Below are 13,293 nucleotides of genomic sequence, written 5' to 3' on the forward strand. Positions count from 1 at the left end.
AGGGCAACCCCCGGCCAAAATCCATGAATGAGTTTGTTCCGGAAACTACACATAAACGATACCTCCATGTAAACTGAAATCAATTATCTTTAAATTCTAAACACTTTCTTTGACAAGATATTCTCGATCGCATTTGAGAGCAGATAGAAATGGATTCGCGACAAATTTTGCCTCCATTAAATAATCAGCTAATCGGGACAATCCTATCTCAATGTGATGAGAAGGACAAGCAAAGTTTAAACGGAGAAAAGCATTATCGCTCTAGTGAAAATCAACCCCAGGAGTCGAACCCAAAGCATAGTTTTGAGCCAGATCGAGGGATAATGCCATTGCACTTTCCTCCGCTTCCGTCACATCAACCAAGGCAAAAAAACCGGCTTGGGGTTGAGTGCGAAGGGATAAGCCTAAATCTTGGGCTGTCTGTTTGAATAAATCCCAATTTTGCCGGAGCATTCTACAATGTTGGTTCACCAAAAGATCCCAATGGGGCATCAGTTGGGCAGCAATGATTTGACTGGGTAAACTGGTACACATATTCAAAACCGCCTTGACATTGGTCATCAGTTCCACCCGATCTTCAGGCACAATTAAATACCCAACTCGAAAACCTGCAATAGCCAGAGATTTAGAGAGACTATTGACAATCAGGTGGCGATCGCAATGATGAATGGCACTTGGAATAGATTGATCGGTTAAGGATAAAGATTGGTAGACTTCATCAAAAATCACGGGGATTCCCAAATTAGCGATCGCCTCCAACTCTTCCCGACCTAGGAAAGATCCGTAGGGGTTGCTTGGAGAATTAATAATAATGGCTTGGGTTTGGGAGGAGATGTACTGGGGTAACGCTTCGAGATCGATCGCGTTCCCCTTCATGGGGGCAAAGCAACAAGTCCCATTCAATATCTCTACCATCACTTTATAGGCAGGATAACAGGACTCTGGCAAAATCACCTCTCCTCCCGGTTTCAGCAGCATTGCCAAGGCGATCGTCAATGCACCCGATGCACCATCCGTAATACACACGCGATCGGGTGTTAGATCGTAGTCAAACCAATCCTGATAATACCGGCAAATGGCAAGGCGCAAACCCATCATGCCATTGATATCACCATAACCAATGTAGTCCTTCAGCAACGTATTGCTGAGTTGAACGTTAACGCGATCGAATGGGTTGAAAGAGGATATCCCCTTGCCAAAGTTGATCGGCTTGAGCCGATCATGATTGGTGGTCTCAAACGCCTCCATAACAACATCCATCGCCAATGATGGATAAGAGCAGTAATATTCATTCATAGATTTACTTACCTCATGTGTTTTCTCATCAGGCGTTCTATCGCAAAACGGGGGATCTCAAGGCATCGATCGCCCCTAGAACTGATTCGAGGGTCTTATAATCCTGTCGCGACACCCGGCTGACCCAATCATGCAGGTTGTTGGGATATTTCTCTTCTAACTTTTGGCTCCAAACCGGATCGATATTTTTCTCTGCCAATTTTCGATAAAGCTGTTGAACAGCAAGAGGAGGATGGCTAAGGGGTAAATGATCTTGACAAAATTCTCTGACTGCCACTTCCAGGTCGATTCCTTCAGGCTGAAGTTGGTGATGGGTCAGATATCCTTCTAGAGAGGTATTGCCACCAGCCAGCCCGAAACTGTTTAGGGTCACGTCTATCCATTCGCAACCATAAGCGACAGCCCGATCGGAATTTTGAATCGCATATCCCTGAGTATTATGGGCATGAAAACCAAGGGCTTGTGGGCAAATTTCCCGCGCACTCGAAATCAACGTCTGGACATCGCTGGGATAAAGCGCACCTCTAGAATCGGCAAGATAGACAATATCGACATCCCTGGAGACGGCGATCCTGCTAAGTAACCCCTTAATTTCCTCAAGGGAATAAGATGATACACAAATGAGATTGAGGCTGATGCGGATATCATTACACTCTTGCTTGATGGCGTGAGCTATCTCTAAGGCAAGATCTATCAGCTCGACAGTGCAAGGCATTCGTAATAGTGAAATATGCTCAAGTTTATCCGCTACTGCGGCTTGCCAATCCCCATCTGCCGGATTCAACATACAGACTAGATTCATGTCTGGGTGAAACTGTCGCAGTTTAGCGAGAAATTCTGGCGGACAACCATTGACCGTAGTTGTTTGCAATTGGGGCGATCGGACAAACCCAACTTCAACATTGCGTAAACCCTGTTGATGTAAAAAGGCCAATAGATGGTTCGCATTTTCCCACGAAAACTGCCAACGGTTTAGGTAACCTCCATCTCTCAGGGTTACATCTAATATGGTATCTAGCATTGAGTGTGTTCCTCAGTTCTAGTCATCCCCCACAATTTTTCTCCAAAAATTCTACCGTGAAGAAAGGTATAAAAATTTTTATCCATCAGACTTTGAGCGATCGCAAAAAATGACTTTGAAAAACCCCTTCTTTATTGCTTCTGTTGTTCTAATACCGATTTGACGTGATTAAATTCTACTTCGATTTGGGCAATTTTCTGTCCTAATTGTACCAAACTAGCGGTTTTCGCCTCCGCTTCTAGATCTCGGCATAAATTCGCCAAAGCTTTAGCCCCAAAGGTTCGCGAGCTACCCTTAAGGGTATGAGCTTTAATGGTTAACGTTTCCTTATCTTCTGTTTGAGCAGACTGCTTCATTTCTTCCAGGATTTTGGGCACATCTTGCAAATATTGATCGATCAAGTCGCTAAAAAACTCCGGGTCATCTTCGCTATCTAACTCATCGCGCAGGCGATTAAAGGTTTGCCAATCTAAACTTTCTTCTCTGCCGGGATTCATCGCTAAATTTAACTTCACCGGGGCGGCTACACTGTGCATTTCTTGTAACTTACTTTTGGCTCTCTCTAAGGCAGCTTTTAGGGCTTCTGCTTTTACGGGTTTACTAACATAATCATCCATTCCTGCTTCTAAACATTGCCATTGATTGCCATCGGCTGCGCCAGCCGTCATGGCGATAATATGGGGACGATGGGAAGCTTGCCAATTTTGACAGATATAGCGGGTGGCTTCTAAACCATCCATTTCTGGCATTTGTACATCCATTAAAATGATGTGATAAAATTGGCGTTGCAAAGATTGAATGACTTCTAAGCCATTACTAACGACATCGGCACGGTAGCCTAAACGGTCTAACATTTTAATCGCGACTTTTTGATTGACACTATTATCTTCTGCCAGCAAAATGCGGAGATGATAAGTTGAGGGATCTTCGGCAGTATTTTCCAGGTGTGCTGGTTTAAATGGCAGATCTAAGGGTTTAGAGTTACTCGCTGGAGACAAAGGAGGTTGAGGGGGATGATCTGTTTCTTCTGTAGGTTCAATATTGGCCAGATCCGATGTCCATTCTGCCATGGGGGTGGGGTGGTCTACTGTCCGTCCCGCGCACAGACTGATTAAAATTCGGTAAAGTTGGGAGAGTTTAATGGGTTTAGAAACGGTGGAATCAAATTTTTCTTGGCAGGATTTGTTGATTGTGCTGCTAAAGGCGAGTAAAATTAAGGGCAGAGAGTCGCGATCGCGGTATTGTCGAATTTGAGCGACTAGCTCCTCTAAGGATTCCTCAGAAGAGAGCGCTCCAATAATGCCGACATCAAAGGGAACTGAGCGTTTCATCCACTCAATCGCTTCAGATCCTTTACTCAACTCTAAACTATTCATGCCCCACCGTTGAGCATGATCTTTTAAGATTCTGCGATTGGTTTCCGACTGTTCGATAATTAACAGTCTCTTCTCCCGTAGCTGAGGCTGACTATTGCGTAAATGAATGGGAATCGGCGATTGTGCCCCTTCAGCCACTATAGTAAAATGGAATTGTGCCCCCTCTCCTTCTTCACTCTCCACCCACATTTTACCGCCCATTAACTCACTTAAGCGCTTGCAAATCGATAAACCTAAACCCGTTCCTCCATAGCGACGGGTAGTCGAAGCATCCACCTGGGAAAAGGACTGAAAGAGCTTACTTTGTAATTTTTTAGGAATGCCAATTCCGGTATCTTTAACGGTAAATTGCACTTCATAAGAGACTTTCTGAATGGGATCGGGAATGGGACTCGGAGAGCCTCCAATGCGGCTTGATTTAACTTGTATAGAAACCTCCCCTTCTTTGGTGAATTTCACCCCATTGCCAATCAGATTCACCAAAATTTGTCGCAATCGAGTAATATCGCCAATCAAAGCATGGGGGGTTTGGGGATCGATTTCATAGGCTAAATTGAGACCTTTTTCGGCAGCATGGGCGCTTAACAAGTCTAGGGATTCTTCCACACATTCATATAAATCAAAGGGTTGGATTTCTAACTCTAGTTTACCCGCTTCAATTTTAGAGAAATCTAAAATATCATTAATAATCGTCAGCAAAGATTGACCGCTACTGCGGATAGTTTCCACATAGTCTAATTGTTCTTCATCCAGCTCTGTATCAAATAACAATCCAGTCATTCCCAATACGCCATTCATAGGTGTGCGGATTTCATGACTCATGACGGCTAAAAAGTCGGATTTAAGCCGGGTGGCAGACTGAGCTTCTTCTAATGCTAGATCCAGAGCCATATTTTTGGCTCGCAATTCTTGGGTAATCTTGGTTTTTTCCTGTTCTGCTAACTTGATGGCTTTGATATACTCTCGGATTTGGTGAAGTCCGGGATAAAAAATTAAGGCTCCTTCGAGGAAGAGAACAATTAAAGTTAAGCCAAATACGGCCAATTGCACTTGGCGAGCAGTATTTAAATCAATGGGATTCTGAGTATACCACTGATTAACAACTTCTAAATGCAGGCGATCGCAACTTTCCCCTTGCTCCCGTATCTGTTCTCCAGAAGCACGAAGATTAGCTTCTGCATTCACCAGAGTCTCCGTCAGATCCCACATCTGCCCATAACATACCTCTATCTTGTCCCAGTTAGCCTCTAAATGCTGTTGGCTGAGGCGCTCATAAGACTTTTTCCATTCTTGACGAACCCGAATTAAATCTGCTACACTAGAAGGCTGATCTGAAGCCATCAACTCCTGACTAACCGCAAAGGCTTCTTCAGTCACCTGTGGGGTTAAACGCCCATAATTCTCCATCAATTCCACAACGCGACTAGAGCGAATCTGTTGTTTGAGGGTTCGCTGGATCAAAATTTGACTCGACATCGACAATAGAGCCACAATGCCCAAAGACGCTAAGGAGAGAATCGCTAAACGCCGAATTGAGGGGCGAGACATTTCTGGGTTAGAAGAATCATCCATGTTGGGATTCACGGCACTTAAGGGTTAATCTAGGGCAATCTTTCAAGATCGAGGGACAATAGAAGGTAACTATAGGATGGCAAAACTGTATCCCAGTGAGTTCTATCCTCACCCTTTCCTATCCTATGACAGGTTTTTGTTCGTCTAATCATCATGCTCTTGACTGCTCAATTATTACTGGATTACCAACGCTGTCATCGTCGAGCGTTTCTGGATGTGTACGGAGACGATCGCCAACGAGATCCTCCAAGTGACTATCTGTTGAAATTAAGACAGGATAGTTCCGCTTACCAAAAAACCATCCTTGCCCATCACTCCTATCATAAACCACAGTATGCCCACGGCAATTGGCAACAAGGGACATTGGCCACCCTAGATCTGATGCGAGAAGGGGTAGAAACTATCTATCAGGGGGTTCTCTGGCTGAGGGAAGCGGATTTAAAATTTCTGAATCACCCCCATTTTTTGCCTGAACCGATCGCCGAATTCTCCTTTTTGAGTCATCCGACCTTATGGGTGAAAACGCCTGGAGAATCGGTTTTTGGTTCCTGGAAATATACTCCGGTTGAGATAAAATGGGGGAAACGCCCTAAGCGAGAATATCAAATGGTCTCGGTATTTCACGCTTGGATTTTAAGTCAGATCCAAGGACAATGGCCGGACAAGGGTGAGTTAATTTTAAGGGAGCGATCGCCCTATACAGTAGATTTAATGCGTCTGTGGCCGGACTTTCAAACCCTGCTCAGGCAAATGCTGACCTTGCTCCTAGAGTCCAAGGAACCGGAAGTTTTTATCAGTCGGCAAAAATGCAGCCTCTGTCAATGGCTAACCCCTTGTCATCAAGTAGCTCAAGACCAAAATCATCTCTCCTTGATTCCGGGAATTACCCCCAAACGCTATGAGCGTCTCCAGGAACTGGGGTTAACCTCCCTAGACGCTTTAACGGCTGAATCTTTGCCTCATTTAGCCCCCGAATTTGGACAGCAGGTGAGCCAGCAAATCATCCGTCAAGCGCAATCGAGTTTAGAACAACGAGCGATCGCCCTTAAACCCTGGACTCCCGAAGATTTTCCCATTACCCCGGTAGAACTCTATTTTGATATCGAAACCGAACCGGATTTAAATCTAGAATATCTCTTCGGCGTTTTGGTCATCGATCGCACCGCCCAACGTTCCCGATTTTATCCCTTTTTAGCCCAATCTCCCGATGACCAAGAGCGCATGTGGCAAGACTTTCTGGAACTGGTCAATCGCTATCACCCGATGCCCATTTTCCATTTTTGCGAATACGAAGTCAAAGCCGTCAGCGCCTTAGCTCAACGGTTTGGCACACCCCAATCCGAATTAAAACCCCTGATCCGCAGGTTTGTGGACATCCACGAACGGGTGACTCGGTTTGTCACCCTTCCCATTGAAAGTTATGCCCTGAAAACGATCGCCCGATGGATGGGGTTTGAATGGCGAGATCAGAGCGCCAGTGGAGCGCAAACCGTTTATTGGTATGACCAATGGCTCCAAAGTGGCGATCGCACCTTCCTAGACCGGATTATCTGTTATAACGAAGACGACTGTCGAGCCACCTACCATGTCAAAGACTGGCTAGTGTCCTTCCTGCGACAAATGCCGCCCCCAAATCAACAAATCCCGCTTCAGTCCGTCCATATTAGCAATTTCGGGCAAATGGCCCCAACAGTCAAATCCCTGTTTCTGGAATAGGGAAATACTCGGTTGATTGTGGGAGAAAATTAGGGCCACCAAACTCGTTAACCCCAAACCCGACCCGGAGGCGATCGCCTGGGTTAACAACTCCCGGCCAATCCCCTTACGGTGAAATCCCGGATCGATATAAATACTCACCTCTGCCGTCCCTCGATAGGCAGGACGACCATTTAAAAAATCATTCAAACTCAGCCATCCCACAATCTGGTCATTCATCTCCTTGACCCAAAGGGGCCGGGAGCTAGGAGAATGGTCTTGATACCAGGGTAGGCGACTTTCAACGGAAATCGGCACAAGATCGGCTGTTGCCAGACGACAAGGAACAGAAGCGTTGTAAATTTCAACTATTTTCGGTAAATCAGCTTCACGGGAATATCTGATGGTCATGCCAAGCAAAAATTTAGGCTACCCAAACGCGAGGAAAATGTCAGAGAGCAGTATAACCGATGGAAAGAAATTCAAGGTTAAGATCAATACAGAATTAAATCCCATGGGTCAGATCCCGGTCAAATTCGGGAACTGATCCCCAGGGTAAAACCGTTCAACGAGACAACCAACCCTATGGATAACAATAATTTGATTAATCAGTTGCTGATGCTTGGCATAGGAACGACCTCTATCGTCGCTGAGAAGCTCAAAGAGGCCAGCGACGAATGGGTGAAAAACGGCACGATTAACCCAGATCAGGCAAAAAACATGATGGATGACCTGGTAGAAAAGCTCAAAACCGAGCAAGGAAGCTTTGATGAACAGTTTCAACGCCAACTGCGGAATTTATTGATGGATTGGGGGGTTCCCCGTCAGTCGGAGATGGATGAGTTGCGCGGAAGGCTAGACCGATTGGAACGCCAGGTGCGAGACTTGGAAAATAAACTTTGGCGTTAATGACGCTGTTGAATCGACGATCGCATTGAGGACAGTTTAAGTGAAAGAAATTTGGATTACTTTTGGGGTGATGGTCACCTGTGCCGTGGTTTTGGTGGCGGCCCAACTGTTTAGTTCACCCAGTGAGGCCAATGCTGCTAAGGTATCAGAGGCTTCCCCTCCGGGAATCACTGAAATTACCAATCAAGGAGCAACTCAACTGATGGCTAGTGCCGAGAATAGTAGTGAAAATTTAGCCCCCGCAGAAGCAACTATGACTCCATCGGGTCTCAAGTATGTCGATCTGGTGGTCGGAGAAGGAACAAGCCCTAGCAAGGGCAATAAAGTGACGGTTCACTATACGGGAACCTTGGAAAATGGGAAAAAATTTGATAGTTCCCGCGATCGTAACACCCCCTTTACTTTTACCATCGGCGTTGGCCAAGTGATCAAAGGCTGGGATGAGGGCGTAATGTCCATGAAAGTCGGCGGACGCAGACAGCTCACTATTCCCCCAGAGTTAGGCTACGGAGCCAGAGGTGCAGGGGGTGTCATTCCCCCCAATGCGACCTTAATCTTTGATGTGGAACTCTTGGAGGTGAAGTAACTCCCTTCCCTGATGGGGAGAGGATTTTATCCCTTTTTTTCCAAAGTTGACGTTTGATAATAGGATAAAAACCCCCTATCTCCCCATCCCCCTATCGCCGACATGAATGAGGCGAGAATGAAAACCCCCTGCTTAAAAAGGGGGATCTTAACTTGCCCGATCGAAGCAGAAACGGCGATCCCGTATAATGCAATATAGTGAAACGAAAGCCATCCCTGGCTAAATCCATTTGCTTGCTCGTGTTAGGAGAACACATCATGTCAATTCTATTTCAACTATCCTTATTTGCGTTAGTTCTTTTATCCTTCGTTTTAGTGGTGGCGGTTCCGGTTGCCTATGCTCTGCCCCAAAACTGGGAACAATCGAAACCCCTTCTGTATGTTGGTTCTGGCTTCTGGGCCGTTTTAGTTGTCCTAGTTGGCATCTTGAATTTTTTTGTAGTCTAAGGTTCTGAGTAGGGGTCAATCATTAGTTATCCTTGACACTAACGGTTGACCCTCCCCTGACCGATTACCGTGTGAAGAACTATAACTATGACAGTTTTTGAGGGAACATTTACCCAGACTGAGGGATTGCGGTTTGCCATTATCATTGGCCGGTTTAATGACCTGGTAACCGGAAAGTTGCTGACTGGGTGTCAAGATTGCTTGAAAAGACATGGGGTAGATATCGATCCCCATGGGACTCAAGTGGATTATATCTGGGTTCCGGGGAGTTTTGAGATTCCCTTAGTCGCTCGGAAAATGGCGATCGCTAAACAATACGATGCGATTATTTGTTTGGGAGCCGTGATCCGAGGCGATACCCCCCATTTTGACTATGTATCGGCTGAAGTCGCCAAAGGAATCGCTGCTGCTGGATTTCAAACCGGAGTCCCCGTCATCTTTGGTATCCTCACCACCGATACCCTACAACAAGCCCTAGAGCGGGCAGGAATTAAAAGTAACTTGGGTTGGAATTATGCCATGAATGCCCTAGAAATGGCCACGCTGATGCGTCAAATCCCTGGAACTGAATCTGCCTAGTGCTTTCTACTTAATATTGTTCCCCTTTTCCCCTCAACTTATTTTTTAGACTAGGGGACTGGTATTGAAGTGCAAAAATAGGGTATTATAGAATGTCTGTGTTATAAGCAGATTGGGTTAGGCTCAGGTGCATACCAGAGAGTAACCCGATAGAGGTTTGGAGGCTGCGAAAATGCGTCCCCACTGTAAACCCCAGCAAAAGATACGGAGATAATTACTAGGAAATCATTCGCATGGTCAATCAGGAATTAACGGCTACAGACATCGGTTTTACCCACGAAGATTTTGCGGCACTGCTCGATAAATACGACTATCATTTTAGCCCCGGCGATACCGTAGCCGGTACGGTATTCAGTCTGGAGCCAAGGGGCGCTCTGATTGACATCGGCGCGAAAACCGCAGCATACATTCCGATTCAGGAAATGTCCATTAATCGCATTGATGCCCCCGATGAAGTCTTACAGTCTAACGAAACTCGTGAGTTCTTCATTCTCACCGATGAAAATGAAGATGGACAACTGACGCTCTCCATTCGCCGCATAGAATATATGAGAGCGTGGGAAAGAGTCCGGCAACTGCAAGCAGAGGATGCCACTGTCCGCGCCCAGGTATTTGCTACGAACCGGGGGGGAGCGCTCGTCAGAATTGAAGGACTACGGGGCTTTATTCCCGGCTCCCATATTAGCACTCGCAAACCTAAAGAAGATTTAATGGGTGAAGAGTTGCCCTTAAAATTCTTGGAAGTGGATGAAGACCGCAATCGTCTGGTTCTCAGCCATAGAAGAGCGCTGGTAGAACGGAAGATGAACCGCCTAGAAGTGGGCGAAGTGGTGTTAGGGATGGTTCGCGGTCTCAAGCCTTACGGGGCGTTTATTGATATCGGCGGAGTCAGTGGTCTGCTGCATATTTCTGAGATTTCCCACGATCATATCGATACCCCCCACAGTGTATTCAATGTCAATGATGAGATCAAAGTGATGATTATTGACTTGGATGCGGAGCGGGGCAGGATTTCCCTGTCTACTAAGCAACTGGAACCGGAACCCGGCGATATGGTGAAGAATCCGGATTTGGTTTACGATAAAGCTGAGGAAATGGCGGAGCGCTATCGTCAGAAACTCCGCGCTCAGGCCGAAGGGATTGAACTACCGGAAGAAGGGGCTACGGCAACGGCGGAAACGCCTGTGGAGGAAGTGGCTGAAGGAACGGAAGAGGCTCCGGAAACTTCGGTTGAACCTGTAGACTCTATAGAAGAAGCGCCAGCAGAACCCCAGGATGAGGCCCCAGTGGTCGAATCATCGGAACCGGAAGAGACTTCATCAGAAGCCCCAGAGGAAGAGTTAGCTGCTGCTGAATAGAAACCAAGGGAGGAGCTATGAGACCCTGGTGTGGGTGGGCTAGTCCCACCCAACTTGTTGTTTGTAAAATTAGGATCGGGGGAAGTGCCAGGTTTGGATGTGCGAAACGGAAGTGGGGTGACAATTGTTTGTGGCGATCGCCAGTTTGAAAACATTAGAGCTATTCTCTTCGATAAGGATGGAACCCTTGCCCATTCAGAACCCTATTTACGCCATCTGGCCCAACGGAGAGCGCGTCTGATTGATGCCCAAATTCCTGGAGTGGGTGAGCCGCTACTGATGGCCTTTGGGGTTGATGAGCAGGGATTTAACCCGGCTGGGTTAACGGCGGTGGGAAGTCGCCAAGAAAATAAAATTGCGGCAGCGGCCTATATTGCCGAAACCGGACGCAGTTGGCTAGAGGCTCTGGAAATTGTGGGTAAAGCTTTTGAGGAAGCTGACCAGGTGATGCGAAATAAGGCTGAGGAAACGGTGGTATTTCCTGGAGTGGCTGAAGTATTCGACGATTTGCGGCGATCGTCTCTAAAATTAGGCATAGTCTCCTCTGATATCCGCGAAAATATAGAAAAATTCCTCGATTTTTATCACCTCAGAGAGTATATTCAAGCCATCCAAGGGGCAGAACCTCAGCTAACCAAACCCAATCCCCAAGTGTTTGGGTCAGCCTGCGAACAGTTGGAAGTCCCTCCCCAGCAGGCTTTGATGGTAGGTGATTCTCCAGGAGATTTTAGCATGGCTCGCCGAGCCAACGCCGCCGGAACCATTGGTATATCTTGGGGATGGAGCCGCTCGCCCAACTTAAACCAAGCAGATGTCATCATCTCCAAATTAGACGAAATACAAGTCATCAGTTAAATTGGAATGTTAGCTAGAGATGGAAATTTTTCCCCTCTACAATAATTGAATCAACCTTATGGAAAACACATAGGTGTTTCTGTAGTATCTCTGAGCAAGAGAGAAGAATCCCTTGATTCGAGTTCACCATCATTGAAACAAAAGGAGAGTTTATCCTTGGTTCGTCGTTATTTATTTACCTCCGAATCCGTAACTGAAGGCCATCCTGACAAAATCTGCGATCAAATCTCAGATACCATCATCGACGCTCTCTTAGCTGGAGATCCTGCCAGCCGTGTAGCGGCTGAAGTCGTAGTCAACACCGGATTAGTCTTGATTACCGGTGAAATTACTTCCCAAACCCAAGTCAATTATATTGATTTGGCGCGGCAAAAAATTGCCGAAATTGGCTATGTAGACAGCGAAGGCGGCTTTACCAGCAATAGTTGCTCCGTCCTCGTTGCCCTCGATACCCAATCCCCCGATATCGCCCAAGGGGTTGATGCTGCTGCTGAACAGCGAGAAATGTCCAGTGAAGAGCGTTGGGACTCGACGGGTGCAGGAGACCAAGGGTTAATGTTTGGGTTTGCTTGCAATGAAACTCCCGAATTAATGCCCCTACCCATTAGTTTAGCTCACCGCATGGCTCGCCGCTTGGCCGCAGTCCGCAAAACAGGGCAACTCTCTTATCTGCGTCCTGATGGTAAAACCCAGGTGACGGTTGCCTATGAAGATGGCAAACCGGTTGCCATTGATACTGTATTGATTTCTACTCAACATGCAGCCACCATTGGCGATCTGACAGAAAACACGGAAATCCAGAAAAAAATTAAAGCCGATCTCTGGGAGGCGGTGGTGCTTCCGGTGTTTGCGGATTTAGAGATTAAGCCCGACAATACAACCAAATATTTTGTTAATCCTACCGGTAAGTTTGTGGTTGGTGGCCCTCAAGGGGATGCTGGCTTAACCGGGCGTAAAATTATTGTTGATACCTATGGTGGTTATTCTCGTCATGGTGGCGGTGCATTTTCGGGTAAAGACCCCACAAAGGTAGACCGTTCGGCTGCCTATGCTTGCCGATATGCAGCTAAGAATATTGTGGCGGCTGGATTAGCAGAAAAATGTGAAGTTCAACTCAGCTATGCTATTGGGGTTGCTCGTCCCATGAGCATCATGATTGAAACTTTTGGTACAGGTAAGGTGGATGATGAGCAGTTGCTAGAAGCAGCCAAGAAAATCTTTGAATTCCGTCCGGCAGGAATTATTGAAACGTTTGGCTTGCGTACTCTTCCCCAGGAACGGGGAGGTCGTTTCTATCAGGATGTGGCTGCCTATGGTCATTTTGGCCGTAATGATTTGGATTTGCCTTGGGAAAAAACGGATAAGGTGGAATTACTGAAGGAAACTGTAGGCGCAACGGCGACGGCAGGTTAACTTGAACTTGAAGACAGTAGGGTGTGATTAATGCACTCTGCTGTCTTCATATCAAGTCCGGTTTCCGCAAGCGGACATGAAAATTTGTTAAGAAGCGGGCAAGATGCCCGCACTCCTCGAATTCTTTGATCTGACTGGAGTGGGAGCATCTTGCTCCCTGGATTTTTAATTAGGGTATTTCCGCTTC

The 13,293-nt window shown here is 46.5% G+C and carries 12 protein-coding genes; 8 read left to right on the forward strand and 4 right to left on the reverse strand.

The window, feature by feature from the left end; translation table 11 throughout:
- Positions 1 to 261: 261 nt before the first annotated feature.
- The 3 genes from PMG71_RS08475 to PMG71_RS08485 all read right to left on the reverse strand — a co-directional run bounded on the left by PMG71_RS08475 (position 262) and on the right by PMG71_RS08485 (position 5,265).
- Positions 262 to 1,296 carry a pyridoxal phosphate-dependent aminotransferase gene (locus PMG71_RS08475; RefSeq protein ID WP_283753229.1) on the reverse strand — a complete coding sequence of 345 codons (1,035 nt, stop codon included), beginning with the start codon at positions 1,294 to 1,296 and terminating at the stop codon, positions 262 to 264.
- A 37-nt stretch (positions 1,297 to 1,333) separates the two neighbouring features.
- On the reverse strand, positions 1,334 to 2,317 hold the full coding sequence (locus tag PMG71_RS08480; RefSeq protein WP_283753230.1) for a beta/alpha barrel domain-containing protein: 984 nt from the start codon (positions 2,315 to 2,317) through the stop codon (positions 1,334 to 1,336).
- 131 nt (positions 2,318 to 2,448) lie between these two features.
- The gene (locus PMG71_RS08485) at positions 2,449 to 5,265 is read right to left on the reverse strand and encodes a response regulator (RefSeq protein ID WP_283753231.1); all 2,817 of its coding nucleotides are present in this window, start codon (positions 5,263 to 5,265) and stop codon (positions 2,449 to 2,451) included.
- Positions 5,266 to 5,418: 153 nt separating this feature from the next.
- Between PMG71_RS08485 and PMG71_RS08490 the strand changes: the two genes are divergently transcribed.
- Positions 5,419 to 6,981 carry a TM0106 family RecB-like putative nuclease gene (locus tag PMG71_RS08490; RefSeq protein WP_283753232.1) on the forward strand — a complete coding sequence of 521 codons (1,563 nt, stop codon included), beginning with the start codon at positions 5,419 to 5,421 and terminating at the stop codon, positions 6,979 to 6,981.
- Here PMG71_RS08490 and PMG71_RS08495 read toward each other — a convergent pair.
- A complete protein-coding gene (locus PMG71_RS08495) occupies positions 6,865 to 7,371 on the reverse strand; it encodes a GNAT family N-acetyltransferase (protein WP_283753233.1) in 507 nt (168 codons plus the stop codon). The two genes, PMG71_RS08490 and PMG71_RS08495, sit on opposite strands and share 117 nt — an antisense overlap.
- 174 nt (positions 7,372 to 7,545) lie before the next feature.
- On the opposite strand from PMG71_RS08495, the gene PMG71_RS08500 reads away from it, so the two are divergent.
- The 7 genes from PMG71_RS08500 (at position 7,546) to metK (ending at position 13,106) form a co-directional block, all read left to right on the forward strand.
- Positions 7,546 to 7,869 (forward strand): phasin family protein, encoded by a 324-nt coding sequence (locus PMG71_RS08500; protein WP_283753234.1) that lies wholly within the window; start codon positions 7,546 to 7,548, stop codon positions 7,867 to 7,869.
- Positions 7,870 to 7,909: 40 nt separating this feature from the next.
- Positions 7,910 to 8,455, forward strand: a complete 546-nt coding sequence (locus tag PMG71_RS08505; RefSeq protein ID WP_283753235.1) for an FKBP-type peptidyl-prolyl cis-trans isomerase — start codon at positions 7,910 to 7,912, stop codon at positions 8,453 to 8,455.
- Between the two features lie 257 nt (positions 8,456 to 8,712).
- Entirely contained in the window at positions 8,713 to 8,901 is a 189-nt protein-coding gene (gene psbZ, locus PMG71_RS08510; RefSeq protein WP_283753236.1) for a photosystem II reaction center protein PsbZ, read from the forward strand.
- 87 nt (positions 8,902 to 8,988) lie between these two features.
- Positions 8,989 to 9,480, forward strand: a complete 492-nt coding sequence (gene ribH / locus PMG71_RS08515) for a 6,7-dimethyl-8-ribityllumazine synthase (protein WP_283753237.1) — start codon at positions 8,989 to 8,991, stop codon at positions 9,478 to 9,480.
- A 233-nt stretch (positions 9,481 to 9,713) separates the two neighbouring features.
- Positions 9,714 to 10,838: a 30S ribosomal protein S1 gene (locus PMG71_RS08520; RefSeq protein ID WP_283753238.1), complete on the forward strand. Its 1,125-nt coding sequence runs from the start codon at positions 9,714 to 9,716 to the stop codon at positions 10,836 to 10,838.
- Positions 10,839 to 10,895: 57 nt separating this feature from the next.
- Positions 10,896 to 11,693 carry an HAD family hydrolase gene (locus PMG71_RS08525; protein WP_283753239.1) on the forward strand — a complete coding sequence of 266 codons (798 nt, stop codon included), beginning with the start codon at positions 10,896 to 10,898 and terminating at the stop codon, positions 11,691 to 11,693.
- Between the two features lie 156 nt (positions 11,694 to 11,849).
- The gene (gene metK / locus PMG71_RS08530; RefSeq protein ID WP_283753240.1) at positions 11,850 to 13,106 is read left to right on the forward strand and encodes a methionine adenosyltransferase; all 1,257 of its coding nucleotides are present in this window, start codon (positions 11,850 to 11,852) and stop codon (positions 13,104 to 13,106) included.
- The last annotated feature ends 187 nt before the right edge of the window (positions 13,107 to 13,293 follow it).

Source organism: Roseofilum acuticapitatum BLCC-M154, from assembly GCF_030068475.1.
Taxonomy (GTDB): Bacteria; Cyanobacteriota; Cyanobacteriia; order Cyanobacteriales; family Desertifilaceae; genus Roseofilum; species Roseofilum acuticapitatum.

Bases quoted from the DNA above. Each gene is read 5' to 3' on its own strand.
- PMG71_RS08475 (WP_283753229.1), bottom strand. From the start codon at position 1,296: ATGAATGAATATTACTGCTCTTATCCATCATTGGCGATGGATGTTGTT.
- PMG71_RS08480 (WP_283753230.1), bottom strand. From the start codon at position 2,317: ATGCTAGATACCATATTAGATGTAACCCTGAGAGATGGAGGTTACCTA.
- PMG71_RS08485 (WP_283753231.1), bottom strand. From the start codon at position 5,265: ATGGATGATTCTTCTAACCCAGAAATGTCTCGCCCCTCAATTCGGCGT.
- PMG71_RS08490 (WP_283753232.1), top strand. From the start codon at position 5,419: ATGCTCTTGACTGCTCAATTATTACTGGATTACCAACGCTGTCATCGT.
- PMG71_RS08495 (WP_283753233.1), bottom strand. From the start codon at position 7,371: ATGACCATCAGATATTCCCGTGAAGCTGATTTACCGAAAATAGTTGAA.
- PMG71_RS08500 (WP_283753234.1), top strand. From the start codon at position 7,546: ATGGATAACAATAATTTGATTAATCAGTTGCTGATGCTTGGCATAGGA.
- psbZ (WP_283753236.1), top strand. From the start codon at position 8,713: ATGTCAATTCTATTTCAACTATCCTTATTTGCGTTAGTTCTTTTATCC.
- ribH (WP_283753237.1), top strand. From the start codon at position 8,989: ATGACAGTTTTTGAGGGAACATTTACCCAGACTGAGGGATTGCGGTTT.
- PMG71_RS08520 (WP_283753238.1), top strand. From the start codon at position 9,714: ATGGTCAATCAGGAATTAACGGCTACAGACATCGGTTTTACCCACGAA.